The organism is Bradyrhizobium sp. 23 (genome assembly GCF_023073295.1).
Lineage (GTDB): Bacteria > Pseudomonadota > Alphaproteobacteria > Rhizobiales > Xanthobacteraceae > Bradyrhizobium > Bradyrhizobium canariense_D.
Genome location: NZ_JADPJF010000042.1, coordinates 333,795 through 348,785, shown reverse-complemented (window position 1 = coordinate 348,785; position 14,991 = coordinate 333,795). Strand labels below are relative to the sequence as shown.

Annotated in this window: 15 protein-coding genes; 4 read left to right on the top strand and 11 right to left on the bottom strand. The window is 64.9% G+C overall.

The features are described 5' to 3' along the window. The 5 genes from IVB32_RS11435 to IVB32_RS11415 form a co-directional block, all read right to left on the bottom strand. Positions 1 to 335: ScpA family protein (locus IVB32_RS11435; protein WP_247410382.1), on the bottom strand; the 335-nt coding region annotated here is incomplete at its 3' end. Continuing rightward, positions 332 to 1,360, bottom strand: a complete 1,029-nt coding sequence (gene nagZ / locus IVB32_RS11430) for a beta-N-acetylhexosaminidase (RefSeq protein ID WP_247296617.1) — start codon at positions 1,358 to 1,360, stop codon at positions 332 to 334. The genes nagZ and IVB32_RS11435, both read right to left, overlap by 4 nt. A 45-nt stretch (positions 1,361 to 1,405) precedes the next feature. Further along, positions 1,406 to 2,980: an SPOR domain-containing protein gene (locus IVB32_RS11425; RefSeq protein ID WP_247296838.1), complete on the bottom strand. Its 1,575-nt coding sequence runs from the start codon at positions 2,978 to 2,980 to the stop codon at positions 1,406 to 1,408. Positions 2,981 to 3,119: 139 nt separating this feature from the next. Then, positions 3,120 to 4,910, bottom strand: coding sequence for an arginine--tRNA ligase (argS, locus tag IVB32_RS11420; RefSeq protein ID WP_247296615.1), 1,791 nt, complete (start codon positions 4,908 to 4,910; stop codon positions 3,120 to 3,122). Positions 4,911 to 4,919: 9 nt separating this feature from the next. Then, complete coding sequence (locus IVB32_RS11415) at positions 4,920 to 6,128, bottom strand: deoxyguanosinetriphosphate triphosphohydrolase (RefSeq protein ID WP_247410381.1); 1,209 nt, start codon at positions 6,126 to 6,128, stop codon at positions 4,920 to 4,922. A gap of 134 nt (positions 6,129 to 6,262) precedes the next feature. Between IVB32_RS11415 and erpA the strand changes: the two genes are divergently transcribed. Further along, positions 6,263 to 6,592: an iron-sulfur cluster insertion protein ErpA gene (gene erpA / locus IVB32_RS11410; protein WP_007610737.1), complete on the top strand. Its 330-nt coding sequence runs from the start codon at positions 6,263 to 6,265 to the stop codon at positions 6,590 to 6,592. A 9-nt stretch (positions 6,593 to 6,601) separates the two neighbouring features. Here the strand turns inward: erpA and IVB32_RS11405 are convergent, their stop codons facing one another. Beyond that, complete coding sequence (locus tag IVB32_RS11405) at positions 6,602 to 8,932, bottom strand: ATP-binding protein (RefSeq protein ID WP_247410380.1); 2,331 nt, start codon at positions 8,930 to 8,932, stop codon at positions 6,602 to 6,604. 133 nt (positions 8,933 to 9,065) lie between these two features. Here IVB32_RS11405 and xth point away from each other — a divergent pair, with 133 nt between their 5' ends. Beyond that, entirely contained in the window at positions 9,066 to 9,863 is a 798-nt protein-coding gene (gene xth / locus IVB32_RS11400; protein ID WP_007610740.1) for an exodeoxyribonuclease III, read from the top strand. 15 nt (positions 9,864 to 9,878) lie between these two features. On the opposite strand, the gene IVB32_RS11395 is transcribed toward xth, so the two are convergent. Together IVB32_RS11395 and ilvD are read right to left on the bottom strand one after the other, a co-directional pair. Beyond that, positions 9,879 to 10,700: a tetratricopeptide repeat protein gene (locus IVB32_RS11395; protein WP_026233489.1), complete on the bottom strand. Its 822-nt coding sequence runs from the start codon at positions 10,698 to 10,700 to the stop codon at positions 9,879 to 9,881. Continuing rightward, the gene (gene ilvD, locus IVB32_RS11390) at positions 10,687 to 12,411 is read right to left on the bottom strand and encodes a dihydroxy-acid dehydratase (protein ID WP_027518135.1); all 1,725 of its coding nucleotides are present in this window, start codon (positions 12,409 to 12,411) and stop codon (positions 10,687 to 10,689) included. The genes IVB32_RS11395 and ilvD overlap by 14 nt, the downstream gene beginning before the upstream one ends. Positions 12,412 to 13,110: 699 nt before the next feature. On the opposite strand from ilvD, the gene IVB32_RS11385 reads away from it, so the two are divergent. Next, entirely contained in the window at positions 13,111 to 13,377 is a 267-nt protein-coding gene (locus IVB32_RS11385) for a hypothetical protein (RefSeq protein WP_247410379.1), read from the top strand. Further along, complete coding sequence (locus tag IVB32_RS11380; RefSeq protein WP_085353205.1) at positions 13,377 to 13,598, top strand: hypothetical protein; 222 nt, start codon at positions 13,377 to 13,379, stop codon at positions 13,596 to 13,598. Before IVB32_RS11385 ends, IVB32_RS11380 begins: the two co-directional genes overlap by 1 nt. Before the next feature lie 26 nt (positions 13,599 to 13,624). On the opposite strand, the gene IVB32_RS11375 is transcribed toward IVB32_RS11380, so the two are convergent. The 3 genes from IVB32_RS11375 to IVB32_RS11365 all read right to left on the bottom strand — a co-directional run bounded on the left by IVB32_RS11375 (position 13,625) and on the right by IVB32_RS11365 (position 14,932). Beyond that, entirely contained in the window at positions 13,625 to 14,194 is a 570-nt protein-coding gene (locus IVB32_RS11375) for a hypothetical protein (protein ID WP_085353207.1), read from the bottom strand. Positions 14,195 to 14,350: 156 nt separating this feature from the next. Further along, positions 14,351 to 14,653, bottom strand: a complete 303-nt coding sequence (locus tag IVB32_RS11370) for a hypothetical protein (RefSeq protein ID WP_247296609.1) — start codon at positions 14,651 to 14,653, stop codon at positions 14,351 to 14,353. A gap of 66 nt (positions 14,654 to 14,719) precedes the next feature. Continuing rightward, positions 14,720 to 14,932, bottom strand: coding sequence for a hypothetical protein (locus IVB32_RS11365; RefSeq protein WP_018458043.1), 213 nt, complete (start codon positions 14,930 to 14,932; stop codon positions 14,720 to 14,722). Between the last annotated feature and the right edge of the window lie 59 nt (positions 14,933 to 14,991).

Below are 14,991 nucleotides of genomic sequence, written 5' to 3'. Positions count from 1 at the left end.
AGCGCCGTCGCCATCTGCTCCGCGCTCGGGCCTTCCGCACTCGGCGGCTCCGGCAGCAGCAGACGCGATTTCAAGAAGGCGAGCCATGCCGCCATCACGAGATAGTCGGCGGCGAGCTCGAGGCGGATCTTTCGCGCGGCTTCGATGAAGTGGAGATATTGGTCGGCGAGCGCCAGGATCGAGATCTTGGCGAGATCTACCTTCTGCTGCCGCGCCAGTGCGAGCAGCAGGTCGAGCGGACCTTCATAACCCTCGACGTCCACCACCAACGCCGGCTCACCCTCGGCGAGCTCTGCGGGCCGCCCGGTTTCAAACGATAGGATTTCTGCGGTCATGCCGATGCCGTGTTTGCCCGTGCGATCAATGCCTCCAGTTCGGCGCGCGCGGCCGCGCGATCGAACGGTTGCGGTCCTTTACGCGCAGCGAGCGCGGCGTTCGCCCGCTCCAGCGCCCTGCCCGCCAGTTCGGGTGTCTGGCCGGCGACCTCACGCATTTCCTCGATGTTGCCGTTGCAATGCAGGGCCATGTCGCAGCCGGCCGCAAAAATGGCGCGGGTCCGTTCGGCGATGTTGCCCGACAGCGCGTTCATCGACACGTCATCACTCATTAACAAACCCTGGAACCCGATTGCGCCGCGAATCACCTCAGCGATCATTGTCGCAGATGTCGTCGCCGGATGGGCGGGGTCGACCGCGCTAAACACAACATGTGCAGTCATGGCCATCGGCAAATCCGCCAAAGGCTTGAATGCCGCGAAGTCGGTGCGATCCAGTTCGTCGCGCGACGTCTCGACCGTCGGCAGATTGAAATGGGTATCGGCCGTAGCTCGGCCATGGCCGGGGATGTGCTTGAGCACCGGCAACACGCCACCCTGTTCCAGGCCCTCGGTGACCGCGCGGGCGATCGCGGCGACCTTTCCCGGTTCGGTGCCGTAAGCCCTGTTCCCGATGACGGCGTTGGCGCCAGCCACCGGCACGTCGGCCAGCGGCAAGCAATCCACGGTAATGCCGAGATCTGCGAGATCGCACGCGATCAGCCGGGCGCTGAGGCGCGCCGCGGTCAGCCCGAGCGCCGAATCAGTATCGTAGAGGCCTGCGAAAATAGCGCCCGGCGGATAGACCGGCCAATGCGGCGGCGTCAGGCGCTGCACCCGCCCACCCTCCTGATCGATCAGGACAGGGGCATCAGCGAAACCCGCAACCGCCCGCAATTCCGCAACGAGTGCAGCAACTTGAGCCGGCGTCTCGACATTGCGCTTGAAGAGGATGAAGCCCCACGGGCGTTCGCTGCGGATAAACTCCCGCTCGGCGGCGGTTAGTTCCGTTCCGGAAACGCCGGTAATGAAGGCCCGCGTGCTCATACGGCCGATTAACCCTGACCCGCGAGAGGGTCAAGGAAACGGCCGTTAATTCCTCTGGACGAAGCAGGCAGACAGGCCAGCGGATTTCAAACTGTTGCAGGCCTGGTTCGCCTCTTCGAGCGATCCGTACGGCCCAGCGAAGGCGCGGTAGACGATTCCCTTGCCCTTGTCGGTCAGGTCGACCCGCTTGACCACGGGTGCGCGGGAGCCAAGCACGCTGCCGTACTTGCTCTGAAGCACCCGGTAGGAGGCGTGGGCGCTATCCTCGGTCTGCTGCGAGGAGACCTGCACGACGTAGCCGCCGCCACCGCTGCTCGCGGGCGCGATTTGCGTCGGATTGGTCGCAGCCATCCGCTGCGGTGGCTCCGCGGCCGGCGCCGATTGCGGCGCGAGCGAGAGCGGCTGATTGGCACTGGCATTGGCCGAGGTCGGCGGCGTGCGTGGTGCAGCTGGTGCCGCAACGGGCTTCGGGAGAGCTGTCGGCTTCGCGGCCGTGGCCGCTTGCGACGCGGTGGCGTCGGTCTGATCGCCCTTCACGGCCACGGTCCTGATCGCGCGCGGCGAATTGTTCGGCAGCGTGCCGTTGCTCGGATTCGGGCCCGCACTCGACAGCGGAATGCTGGACGGCGACACGCTCGCGACTGGCGGCGGGTTCGCGTTCTGGTTCAGCGCCGGGAACACCACGCGGGGACCTCCCGCCTTGGCGTTGACGTCGACAGGCGCCTCCTCGCGCGGCACGATCTTCTCGGCGCCATCTCCGGTGACCATGCGGTCCGGTACCTTGGCCGAGGAGTCCGACGGCGCCGGCACGATTTTGGTCGGCGTGTTGTCGGCCTTGATGATCGGCGGCTCGCCGCTGCGGGGCGAGCCCACATAGGTCTTGTAAGCGAACGCAGCGCCGGTCCCGACCACGGCAAGGGCCAGGATCGCCGCGACGGTCATCATGCCGCCGCGCTGCTTCTTCGGCTCGTCGAGATCGGCCTCGGGATAGTCGCTCTGGAACGCGTAAGGATCGTCGGGATAGGCGGGATCGCGCTGATAGTCCTGCTCGCCCGCCTCCAGCCGTCCGTAGAGCGCCTCGTCGTAGCGCGCCGGATCGGGCTGCTGGTGGGCTTGCTCCTGGTAAGCCTGATCGGGCTGCTGATATGCCTGATCCTGATAGGCCTGCCCCTGATGGGTGCGAGCTTGATAGGCCTGATCCGGATAGGCCTGCGGCTGACGATAATCAGGTTCAGGCTCGGGCGCAGTCGGCTGGGCTGAATAACGATGCAGTGGATGAACCGGGTTTACGGAAGCGGGATAGGCAGGCTCAGCTGGCACCGTCTGCGGCTGCACATTGGCGCGCCGCATCCATGAGGGTGGCCCGGGCGGCGGCGGGGCCTGCTCGGCATAGTCCTGCTGGCCATCGTCCTGGCGATAGTCGTCGTCCTGATAGCTCTGGGCAGGCGCAGGAGCTGCAGGCGGGTGCACGCCCGGCCGCCCTTGCGCTGCGAACGGATCGGTCTGCCCGATCAGGCGGGCAAGTTCGGCCAAGGGATCACCGCTCTCCGCCCTCCCATGCTGATCGCCACCGCGATAGTCATCGGAAGGAAACGGTCTGTCCTGATATCGTTCGGCCATCGTGATGATGCGTCCCTTCGGGAAAGCCGCGCGCCCCTCGACCAAGGCGCGGCTTTCGACCCACAAGGCTTTCAACCAAGTCTAAGCGATCCGGCTTCTGCCGGTTACCCCCGAAATCCCTTAAGTAGTTCGCCCCAAACTACCGCATCTCGTCCGGAGCATGGACGCCGAGGATGGCGAGGCCCGATGCCAGGACAGAGACGACGCCCTGGACCATGGCCAGCCGCGCCTTCGTTAGATCTGCATCATTATTGATAATGAAGCGTAAATAGGGCAAATCGCGCCCCTTCGTCCAAAGTGCATGAAATTCGCTGGCTAAATCATAGAGATAGAAGGCAATTCGGTGCGGCTCGTGGGCGGTTGCGGCCGCTTCCAGCATGCGCGGAAATATTGCGAGCCGCTTAAGAAGGTCGAGTTCAGCCGGGTCCGACAGCCGTTCCACCGCCGACTCACCCAGCCAGGCGATGCGCTTTTCCGTTTCCTCCGGGAGTTCCGGGAACACCTCGGCCCGGGCGTTGCGGAAGATCGAGTGGCCGCGGGCGTGGCCGTACTGCACGTAGAACACCGGGTTGTCGCGCGACTGTTCCATGACCTTGGCGAGGTCGAAGTCGAGCACCGCGTCGTTCTTGCGGTAGAGCATCATGAAGCGGACGGCGTCCTGGCCGACTTCATCCACCACCTCACGCAAGGTGACGAAGTCCCCGCTCCGCTTGGACATTTTCACCGGCTCGCCGTTGCGCAGCAACTTCACCAGCTGGACGATCTTGACGTCGAGCGCCCCCTTGCCGGAGGTGGTCGCCTTCACCGCCGCCTGCATGCGCTTGATGTAGCCGCCATGGTCGGCGCCCCAGACGTCGATCATCTCCGCGAAACCACGGTCGAACTTGTTCTTGTGGTAGGCGATGTCGGCGGCGAAGTAGGTGTAGGAATTATCCGACTTGATCAGCGGGCGATCGACGTCGTCGCCATAGGCGGTCGCCTTGAACAGCAACTGCTCGCGATCTTCCCAATCCTCGGCCGGAGCCCCCTTTGGGGGCGGCAGACGGCCCTGGTAGACGTCGCCCTTGGCGCGCAGGAAATCGATGGTCTCGGCGACCTTGTTGTTGCCGGCGTCCTGTAGCGAGCGCTCGGAGAAGAACACGTCGTGGCGGATGTTGAGCGCGGCGAGATCATCCTTGATCTCGTCCATCATCATCGCGATCGCCTTGGCGCGCACCGTCGGTAGCCACGCGCCCTCGCTCACGGCGAGGAGCTTGTCGCCGTGCTCCTGCGCCAGCGCCCGCCCGACCGGCTTCAGATAGTCGCCGGGATAAAGGCCTTCCGGCATCGCGCCGATGTCTTCGCCGAGCGCCTCGCGATACCGGAGGAACGCGGAGCGGGCGAGCACGTCGACCTGCGCGCCGGCGTCGTTGATGTAATATTCGCGCGTGACGTCACGGCCTGCGAATTCAAGCAGGCTCGCCAGCGCATCGCCGAACACGGCGCCGCGGCAATGGCCGACATGCATCGGTCCGGTGGGGTTGGCGGAGACATATTCGACGTTGACCTTGGAGCCGCCGCGGACGCGGCCGTAATCGGCGCCCTCGCGCAGCACGGTCCGTAGCGCCTCGGCCCATGCGGCCGGCTCCAGCGTCAGGTTGATGAAGCCTGGACCTGCGACGTCGACCTTGGCGATCAATGGGTCCGCGCGCAGCCGTTCGGCGATCTGCTCGGCGAGGTCGCGCGGCTTTGCCTTTGCCTCTTTCGCAAGCACCATGGCTGCGTTGGTCGCCATGTCGCCATGGGAAGCATCGCGCGGCGGCTCGACCACCACGCGCGAGAAATCGATGCCCTCGGGCCAGTTGGCTTCCGCCGCGAGCGCGCGGCAGACCGCGTGCACGCGTGCGAGCACGTCGGCGAACAGGTGCAGTGCTGAGGATGTGTCGGGCATGGGCGCCGCCTAACGCAAATCCGGGGTCGAGTCAAAGAGCCGCTGGTGCTCGGTCAGGGCGAAACGGTCGGTCATTCCGGCAATGAAATTCCCGATCCGGCGGGCCCGGTCGCCCTCATTGTCCGCCTCCGCCCCGACCAGCCATTCCGGCGGCAGCTCGCCGGGCGAGGTGAGGTATTTTGCGAACAGGTCGAACAGGATCTGTTCCGCCTCGCCCATCACCCGCATGACCCGCTTGTGGCGGTACATGTGCTGATAGAGAAAGCGCTTGATGGCGGCCTCCTCCTCGGCGACCGCGGCGGGGAATGCGATCAATGCCCGGCTCTGCTGGCGCACGTCCTGTGCGGATTGCGGTTTCACGGCGGCAAGGTTTATCTGGGCCTCGGCGAACACGGCACCGATCAAGTGTGAGATCAGCTCGCGCACCAGCTCGGCGCCGCGCCTGACGTCTTCGAGATCGGGGTAATGCGCAGAAGTCTCGGCGATAATCTCCGCGGTCAGCGGCATCACCTTGAGGTCGTCGAGGTGAAACAGGCCGGCGCGCAGACCGTCGTCGATATCGTGGGCATCATAGGCGATGTCGTCCGCGATCGCGGCGACCTGTGCCTCCAGCGAGGCGAAACTCCACAATTCGAGATCATAGATCTTGATGTAGTCGGCGATGCCGACGGGAACGCCGCGCTCGCGATAACGCCCGGCCGGCGCACCGCTGCGATCGGTCAGCGGGCCGTTGTGCTTGAGGATGCCCTCCAGCGCTTCCCAGGTCAGGTTGAGCCCGTCGAATTCGGGATAGCGCTGTTCCAGGGCCGCAACGACGCGGAGCGTCTGGGCGTTGTGATCGAAGCCGCCAAAATCCTTCAGGCAGGCGTCCAGCGCCCGCTCGCCGGCGTGCCCGAACGGCGGATGGCCGAGATCGTGGGCGAGCGCCAGGGTTTCCGTGAGGTCCTCGTCCAGCCCGAGCTGCCGGGCCAGCGCGCGGGCGATCTGCGCCACCTCCAGCGAATGGGTCAGCCGGGTGCGGTAGTGGTCGCCCTCGTGGAACACGAACACCTGGGTCTTGTATTTCAGCCGGCGGAACGCGGTGGAATGGATCACCCGGTCGCAATCCCGTCGAAACGGGCTGCGGGTCCGGCTTGGCGGTTCCGCGACCAATCGGCCGCGACTGCGCTCGGGATCGCAGGCATAGGGCGCGTGGGGGGCAGCCATTCCGACGGACACGGCGAATTTAGTCTCTATCCATTTGATTCTGCGTATGGTGGCACTTAACTATGCCGGACGCGGGATACCAACTGAATAGGGCACGTGACCTTCAGGTGACCTTGGTGTGACCGCGGGCCTATCGGAGACGAACGATGACGACTGACGTGACCATCAGTGACAAGGCCGCACGCCGGATTGGGGAGATCCTCAAGGGCGAAGGGTCTGGCGCGATGCTGCGGATCTCGGTCGAGGGCGGAGGCTGTTCCGGCTTCCAGTACAAGTTCGACATTGACCGTGCCCGCACTGACGACGATCTCGTGATCGAGCAGGACAATGCGGTGGTGCTGGTCGATTCCGCCTCGCAGCCGTTCCTGGCGGGGTCGCAGGTCGATTTCGTCGACGATCTGATCGGCGCCTCGTTCCGCGTCAACAATCCGAACGCCACGGCGTCCTGCGGCTGCGGGACCAGCTTCTCGATCTGACGTCGCCGGCTAGGCGCCGGTCATCTGCCTTTCCTCGTCCGTCCACTCCACGTCGACCGACATGAGCTCCGGCTGAAGTGGTGCGTCTCCCGCCATCACATGTCCATCGAGCGCGCGCAGCAGCGCCGCCAGCAGCGCGGGTTTGCGTAGCGGCTTGGCCAGGAAGTCCGACATGCCGGCCTCGCGGCAGATCTTGACGTCCTCGGGGAAGGCATTGGCGGTGAGCGCGATGATCGGCAAGAATTCGAATCGGCCACCTTGCGCACGGATCGCCCGGGTTGCGGCAAGGCCGTCCATGTCGGGCATCCGCACGTCCATCAGCACGATATCGTATTCGCCTTGGGACATGGCCGCGACGGCGTCAACACCGTCGGTCACGACGCGCAACTCGACATCGAAGGCGCCAAGCATCTTGCTCACGACCATGCGGTTGACGGCGTCGTCCTCGGCGACCAGCACCCTCAGCGGTCGGTCGAGACTCGCGATACGCGCCTTGAGGTCGTCGGCTTCGTCGCGGTCGGCAATGTAGTCGGATGCCTGCTCCTGGCTCCAGGGCAGCACCAGCGTGAAGCTGAATGTCGAGCCCTCGCCCGGCGTCGAGGTGACGCCGATGGTGCCGCCCATCTGTTCGATGATGCGCCGGGAGATCGCAAGCCCAAGCCCGGTCCCGCCGAAGCGGCGGCTGATCGAGGCGTCGGCCTGCGCGAAGTCGGAGAAGAGCTGGCCAAGCTTCTCGGGGGCGATGCCGATACCGCTGTCGGTCACGCTCCATTCGACGGTGGCGAGCAGATCGCGGCGGGCCTGACAGACGGCTGCGATCGTGACTTCGCCTTGGTCGGTGAACTTCACCGCGTTGGATGCGAGGTTGAGCAGGACCTGGCGGATACGCGCGATATCGCCGCGCAGCGTCGGCGGCAGGTTCAGATCGAGCTTGACCTTGACCGCGAGCCCCTTGCTCTTGGCACTCGCGCGCACGACGGTCGCCAATGTCTCTACCAGCGCCTGCGGCGCGAAGTCGATCACCTCGAACGCGAAGCGTCCAGCCTCGAGCTTGGAGAGGTCCAGGATGTCGTTGAGGATGCGCTGGAGATTGTCGCCGGACTCGCGGATCGTGGTGACGGCCTCGTGCTGCTCCGGATCGAGTTTTGTCTCCAGCAGCATGCTGGCAAGCCCGAGCACGCCGTTCATCGGCGTGCGGATCTCGTGGCTCACCACCGCGAGGAAATCCGATTTGGCGCGGCTCTCGGCCTCGGCCTTTTCCGCGCGCCAGCGCTCGGTCACGTCGCGGCCGAAGCCGCGATAGCCGAGGAATTGACCGTCGCGGTCGTAGGCCGGCTTCGCGGTGAGCGACCACAGCCGCGCCTCGCCGCCGGCGACGACCTTGAGGTTCATCTCGTGCAGCGGTTCGGCGTGCTCCATCAGGCCGACGACATTGTAGGCCGCGCTCTTGTCTTCGGGGCACAGCATGTCGAGCACGTCGGCGAAATGCGAGCCCTTCAGCAAGGGCAGTGGCAGCTGTGCGACCGCGGCGAAGCGCTCGGGCACGTCGACCAAATGCCCTTCGGCGTCGGTCTGCCACAGCCAGTCGCTGGCGTTCTCCTGAAAATCTTTCAGCAATAGTGAGATGATCTCGGTCTGGCGCTCGAGCTCAAGCTGGGCCTTGAGATTGCCAAGGAACAGATTGCCTTGCGAGACGATGTTGCGCGCCATGAAGAACGCGAACAGCAGCAGGAACACGGCGGTCACGAGGTAAGGCCCGGTGCCGCATAACAGCAACGCACCGGCGCAGGCGATCGTCGTCGTCGCGAGATAGACAAGGCCCGCACGCGGGAAGGTCGAGAGCGTGAAGGCACCGCCGGACATCATGCCGACCATAAGGCAGGCCAGAATGAGCTGGCTGGTCGGCTCGATGCGGCTGAACAGCGCGACCGGCAGCGTGCCCCACATTGCGGCGAGGAAAAACGCCTGCCGCAACATCTGCCGCACGGCACGGGGCGAGACTTCTTGCGCCGGGCTCTGGTGGGAGCGCCGCCACGCGCGCACCGCGAGCGAGGCGGCGGTCGCGAGGGTCATGCCCCAGATCGCGAGAAAGTCGTTCCAGCCACGACCCCAGAACAAAATCAGCACAACGGCGACGTTGAGCATGGTGACGGCCATCGTCACCGGGATCAGGCGTATCACCGCGTCGATCTGCTTGGCACGGATGCGGCTCAGCTCGCGCTCGCTGAGACCGGCGGTCAGGCCGTCCTCGATCTCGTAGCCGCCGAGCCAGTACAGGAACGCGCCGATCAACCCGTCGCGGGGCTCGGTTCGCTTCATGGCTTTGTTCGGCCGTCCCATTCGAAAAACCTTTTCACGATCAATGGCCCGGGCCCGACTTAAGCCGGGTTAATTTTGTGGGAGATTTCGCAGCGTCCTTGACGGGCGCGTTTGCATTTTGTTCTAACCATGGCCCCTGCCCGGAGCCGCCAAGATGCCCATCAGAATAGCCACCTGGAACGTGAACTCGGTCCGGCAGCGCATCGATCTCCTCCTGACCTGGCTGAAGGAGTGCCAGCCGGACATCGTCTGCCTCCAGGAGATCAAATGCGTCGACGAGGCCTTCCCGCGGCTGGAGATCGAGGCGCTCGGCTACAACGTGGTCACCCACGGCCAGAAGACGTTCAACGGTGTCGCTCTGCTCTCGAAGCTCCGGTTCGACGAGACCAAGTCGGGGCTGGCCGGCGACGACGAGGACGCCCATGCTCGCTTCCTCGAAGGCGTGGTGACGCTCAAGTCCGGCGTGCTGCGCATCGCCTGCCTCTATCTGCCCAATGGCAATCCGGTCGGCACCGAGAAATATCCCTACAAGCTCAAATGGATGTCGCGGCTTCTTGAGTATTCGAAGGAGCGCCTCAAGACCGAGGAGCCGCTGATCCTCGCAGGCGACTTCAACGTTATCCCGCATGCCCGGGACGTCCATAATCCCGCCGCCTGGACCGAGGACGCCCTGTTCAAGGCCGAGACGCGGGAGAGTTTTCAGTCCCTGCTCGGCCTCGGCCTGACCGATGCGCTTCGGGCCGTCACCGACGAGCCCGGGCTCTACACTTTCTGGGACTACCAGGCCGGCGCCTGGCAGAAGAACCACGGCCTGCGGATCGACCACCTTCTGCTGTCGCCACAGGCCAGCGACCGGCTCGCCAATGTCGGCATCGACAGCTATGTGCGCAGCTGGGAGAAGCCGTCGGACCACGTGCCGGTGTGGGCGGATCTCGATCTTGAGGCGGCGTGAGGCCGCCTCAACCCATCACTCCCGTCGACCCTGCACCCATTGCTCCAGCATCTGCAGGCACATGGCGCGATCGTCGTCGGAGGCCTTTGCGAAGGCGCGGTTGTAGTTTTCCTTGATCCAGGTCTCGTCGCTGCCGGCGCTGTCGCGCGCCAGCGTCAACCACATCAGGCCGCGGGCGGCCTGCCGCGGCAGGCGGTCGCCGTTGAACAGCATCTGGCCGAGCAGCGCCTGGGCCTCGTGCTGGCCCTTCTGCGCGGCGAGCCCAAGCCAGCGCGCGCCGTAGCGGAAATCCTCGCGCGAAGCGTCCGGCGTCTTCAGGTACAGGCGGGCGAGATCGTATTGCGCATCCGCATTGCCGAAATAGGACGCGGCATAGGAAAACATCTCCCGCGCCCGCTCCTGGTCCGGCTTGACCTTCGAATTCGGGATGCCGCTGAGATAATAGCGGCCGAGCGCCACAAAGGCGTTGGCGACGATCTGCGCCTGCGGCGCGGACGGGCTGTCTTCGGCGTGCGCGTTGGCGATGCGGGTGAAATACTCGAACGCACGCACATCGTCCTGGGCGACGCCGTCGCCATTGGCGTACATGCGGCCGAGCTTCCACTGCGCGATGGGGTGGCCACCCTCCGCGGCATATTGCAGGGCGCTGAGCGAGGTTTCCTGGGGCACGACTGGCGGTACATTGCGCACCTTGCCTGCTGCGCCCGGCAAGGTCGTGACCACCGGGATGGTCGCATCCTTCTGGCTGACGGGTGCGCCGTCAAAGGCGAGAGCCGGCGCGGCCAGCGCGGCAGCCCCCAACACAAACGCAACGATGGTACGCCTAGATGTCCGCATAGCACTGTTTCTCGTGCGCGCCGCCCGGATGGGTCACTGCCCCACCGACCGCTGGTCCAACCTGCTGAGCATATTTCCAGAGCGCGCCCGTCGTGTGGTTAGTCGCGCGAGCGGTCCATTTGGTCTTGCGTTGGGCAAGCTCCTGGTCGCTCAATTTTACGTTAAGGGTACCGGCGACCGCGTCGATTTCGATGATATCGCCGTCCTCCAGCAACCCGATCGGGCCGCCGATGGCGGCTTCCGGCCCGACATGGCCGATGCAGAAGCCGCGGGTGGCGCCGGAGAAGCGGCCGTCGGTGATGAGCGCGATCTTGCCGCCCATGCCCTGGCCGGTCAGCGCCGCGGTGGTCTGGAGCATTTCCCGCATGCCGGGACCGCCCTTCGGCCCCTCGTAGCGGATCACGATGACTTCGCCTTCGCGGTAGGTGCGCTTCTGGACGGCCTCGAAAGCATCCTCCTCACGGTCGAAGCACCTGGCCGGACCGGTGAACCTGAGGTTGGACATTCCCGCGACTTTCACGATCGCACCTTCTGGCGCCAGATTGCCCTTCAGACCGACCACACCGCCGGTGACGGTGATGGGCTTGTCTGCCGGGTGCACCACGTCCTGGTGCGGATTCCACTTCACGCTTTTGAGGTTTTCGGCGATCGTTCGACCGGTGACGGTCATGCAGTCACCGTGGAGAAATCCGTTGTCGAGCAGCGTCTTCATCAGAAGCGGTATGCCACCTACTTCAAACATGTCTTTGGCGACATAACGGCCGCCTGGCTTCAAATCCGCGACGTACGGTGTCTTTTTGAAGATTTCGGCGACGTCGAACAGGTCGAACTTGATGCCGCACTCGTGCGCGATTGCCGGCAGGTGCAGTGCAGCATTAGTCGAGCCACCGGACGCGGCGACCACGGCGGCGGCATTCTCCAGCGCCTTGAGGGTGACGATGTCGCGTGGCCGGATGTTTTGGGCGATCAGCTCCATGACCTGCTCGCCCGCGGTCATGCAGAAGGCGTCGCGAATTTCATAGGGTGCCGGAGCACCGGCCGAGTACGGCAAGGCCAGCCCGATCGCCTCGGAGACGGTCGCCATCGTGTTGGCGGTGAACTGCGCGCCGCAGGCACCCGCCGAGGGGCACGCCACGCGCTCGATCTCGTCGAGGTCCTCGTCCGACATTGCGCCGACCGAGTGCTTGCCGACGGCTTCGAACATGTCTTGCACGGTCACCTGCTGGCCCCGGAAATTGCCGGGCAGGATCGAGCCGCCATAGATGAAGATCGAGGGCACGTTGAGACGGACCATCGCCATCATCATGCCCGGCAGCGACTTGTCGCAGCCGGCCAGGCCAACGAGAGCGTCATAGGCGTGGCCGCGGATCGTCAATTCGACGGAATCGGCGATGCATTCGCGCGACGGCAGCGAGGAGCGCATGCCGTCATGCCCCATGGCGATGCCGTCGGTCACGGTGATGGTGCAGAACTCGCGCGGCGTGCCGCCGGCGGCTGCGACGCCCTTCTTCACCGCCTGCGCCTGGCGCATCAGGGAGATGTTGCAGGGCGCGGCCTCGTTCCAGCACGAGGCGACGCCGACGAAGGGCTGGTGGATCTGGTCGGTGGTCAGACCCATGGCGTAGAGGTAGGAGCGATGGGGCGCGCGCGCAGGACCTTCCGTCACGTGACGGCTCGGCAGCCTCTGCTTGATGTTGCTCTTCGCGTCCATCGCAAACCAGTTTCCCCGGCCAACCCTTTCAGACCCGAAAAATCAGAGCCAAGATTTGAATCGACCTTTTGAATCGACCTTGGGGATTTCCGTCGTCTTCCAGGATCACCGCTGCCGCTAAAATATTCGAGTGATTTTATTCATGTTCGGGTGTGGCCAAAAAGCGGCGTCGATGCGAACGGACAGAGAAGATGGTTAAATCCGTGACGAGTGTTGCACGGACGGCACAATGTGGCCGTGAGGACACGATCGAGCTTACTGCGATACCCCCGGCGGGAGGACAATCCCACAACTTCAAGTTTCCGGTGCGTGCCTGCGTTGCAACTTCGGCGCGACGACGAGGCGCAGCCAAGGTGAGTCGGCGCTTCATCATCTCCCCGCCTGTCCGGACGCGCCGCAAGGGCGCTGCGTCCAAGCCACAGATCGAAGTGTTGTGCACACTCTCTCCACATCGTCTTTGCGAGCGGAGCGACTTGTCCGCCGAAGCTTTAGCGAAGGCGGAAGCAATCCAGAATCCTCCGCGGAAAGACTCTGGATCGCTTCGCTGCGCTCGCAATGACGGAGCAAGGGGCAGCAATCGCCATCCGCCAATGCAGATTCAACTTGCAGACACGCTTCGCGTTCTCGCGGCTGATTCCGCCCGAGCTTTGCTTCGTCGCTTCACCCTCTTGTCCAAGAGGGCGCAGGGTACCCGCTGTCGTGCTCGCCAGCGTGGGCAGCCTGATCGCGGTGCTCGACCATGCGCACGGGCTGATGACGAAACTGTCCATCGCCGTCGTGGTCTGCGCCTGGGTCTGGATCGTCTGTCGATCGCGGACGCGCGGCTTGAAAATCCGATCGTCCGTGCTGGCTGCAATGTGCGCCGCGACCGTTCTGACCGCGACGGCCGCGCTGTGGCCGGTGATGGGGCCCGCCGTCTTCCACACCCGCGATGTCGCCAAGAAGCCGAAGCCTCCGGCCGGCTGATGGACGCAATCACAATCTTCGGACTGCTGTCGGTCAGTGCGATGCTGCTGTTTTACGCGCTCGAGCCGCGCGGACCGCATTTCGTGCTGGCCTTCGCGGCAGCTTGCGCGCTCAGCGGGGTCTATGGCTTTCTCCAGGGCGCCTGGCCGTTCGGGTTTGTCGAGACGGTTTGGACAGCGGTCGCCTTGCAGCGCTGGGCAAAGGTCCGGTTATCGGCATGACCGGACTTCAGTGCCTTGGTTGGCGCTCAGGCGTTCCGCATCGCGCGCCCGAACGGATCGGCCAGACGGACGATCTCACAGGCGGCGACGAGGCCGGCGAGCCAGATGGCGCTGGTCAGCCCGATCCGGGTCACGATGGCGGCGGTGAAGGCGCCCTCGCCGCCCAGGACCGGCGTCGCGGCGAACTCATAGACCGCGTAGGCGGCAACGAATGCAATCGCAAGCATCAGCGGCGTGCGGCCTTGCGGCAGCCTACGGAGGACCGTCGATGCTGCTGCGGTCGATAGCAGCGCAGCAGCGCCGATGACGAAGCCCCAGGCGATAGTGCTGGGGTCGATCGGATAGTGCAGCGCGCCGAAGCCGATGCCCTGGTTCACCAGCCAGGCGCCGGTGACGACGAGCAGCGCCGGACGCAGCGGCAGCATGGCGGCGGCGACAACCGCGCAAGCCGCAAACGGCGTGGCACAGGCGAATGCAAAGCTTGCCAGCGCGCATGACACGATCAGCAGCGCGAAGCCGAACAGCGGCGCAAGGCGCGCCGCGACCGGGGTAAGGCGGAAACGGTCGCGGAGGGGCGGCAGGATTGGACGGGGCATGGATGAACTCATGCCGACGATCCTAGCACATTTGCACCTGCTTGGATCACCTCCCGCGGCAGTTCAACTGCCTCATCAGAGGTCCCGACGGATGGTGACGCGCGCCCTCTTGCCCTCAGCTGGCTGCGCTCGGCCCTCTTCTCCTTAAACGGCGGGCTACGCTCGCCCTCTTGGGCGCTGGGCCTGAGCCCAGGCCGCGGTGACGTCGCGCGGCGGGACGTCGACGCGCCGGATCGGCGTCAACTCGCCGGAGGCGGAGATGATCGCGGTCTCCTCGCGGCGGCAGCGCGGGCAAACGAAGCGGACCTCGTTCGGCGAAGCCGACCAGCTCGAACGTCTTACATTGGCGGCCATCGGCCAGGCTGCGCAGTGAGAGCATGACACCAGGAACCGACCGGGATCGAGCATACCCATTCCAAAGGACTCCGCGTCCTGCCATCCCTTCAATGATTGATCCATGTGAATCGTTCCGGTGCCAAAACACCGTCGAGACACCATCGGCCCCGAACCAGGAGGCGGAGCCGCTCAGCGGGCGCCCTTGAGCGTGCACGACGTGCTGCAGGTGACCGTGTTGCCGTGGTCGCACGCCTTGCAGGCGGCAACGCACTGGGTCATGTCGCGGGGATTGAAGGAAGTGTAGTTCCGCATCGCGCAGACCGGGGTCGAGCCGGTGATCTCCTGCTCCTGGTTGCAGGCTGCCGTCATGAGTCCAAACATGATGACCGCAAAAAGGCGCATGGGATCGCCCTGATAGGCACGACAAAACAATCTCGCGAGGCGCGCTGCACCGCAGCGAG

What these genes read in the sequence shown, in the direction of transcription:
- nagZ (WP_247296617.1), bottom strand. Translation starts at nt 1,360, where the DNA reads ATGAGCACGCGGGCCTTCATTACCGGCGTTTCCGGAACGGAACTAACC.
- IVB32_RS11425 (WP_247296838.1), bottom strand. Translation starts at nt 2,980, where the DNA reads ATGGCCGAACGATATCAGGACAGACCGTTTCCTTCCGATGACTATCGC.
- argS (WP_247296615.1), bottom strand. Translation starts at nt 4,910, where the DNA reads ATGCCCGACACATCCTCAGCACTGCACCTGTTCGCCGACGTGCTCGCA.
- erpA (WP_007610737.1), top strand. Translation starts at nt 6,263, where the DNA reads ATGACGACTGACGTGACCATCAGTGACAAGGCCGCACGCCGGATTGGG.
- IVB32_RS11405 (WP_247410380.1), bottom strand. Translation starts at nt 8,932, where the DNA reads ATGGGACGGCCGAACAAAGCCATGAAGCGAACCGAGCCCCGCGACGGG.
- xth (WP_007610740.1), top strand. Translation starts at nt 9,066, where the DNA reads ATGCCCATCAGAATAGCCACCTGGAACGTGAACTCGGTCCGGCAGCGC.
- IVB32_RS11395 (WP_026233489.1), bottom strand. Translation starts at nt 10,700, where the DNA reads ATGCGGACATCTAGGCGTACCATCGTTGCGTTTGTGTTGGGGGCTGCC.
- ilvD (WP_027518135.1), bottom strand. Translation starts at nt 12,411, where the DNA reads ATGGACGCGAAGAGCAACATCAAGCAGAGGCTGCCGAGCCGTCACGTG.
- IVB32_RS11380 (WP_085353205.1), top strand. Translation starts at nt 13,377, where the DNA reads ATGGACGCAATCACAATCTTCGGACTGCTGTCGGTCAGTGCGATGCTG.
- IVB32_RS11375 (WP_085353207.1), bottom strand. Translation starts at nt 14,194, where the DNA reads ATGCCCCGTCCAATCCTGCCGCCCCTCCGCGACCGTTTCCGCCTTACC.
- IVB32_RS11370 (WP_247296609.1), bottom strand. Translation starts at nt 14,653, where the DNA reads ATGGATCAATCATTGAAGGGATGGCAGGACGCGGAGTCCTTTGGAATG.
- IVB32_RS11365 (WP_018458043.1), bottom strand. Translation starts at nt 14,932, where the DNA reads ATGCGCCTTTTTGCGGTCATCATGTTTGGACTCATGACGGCAGCCTGC.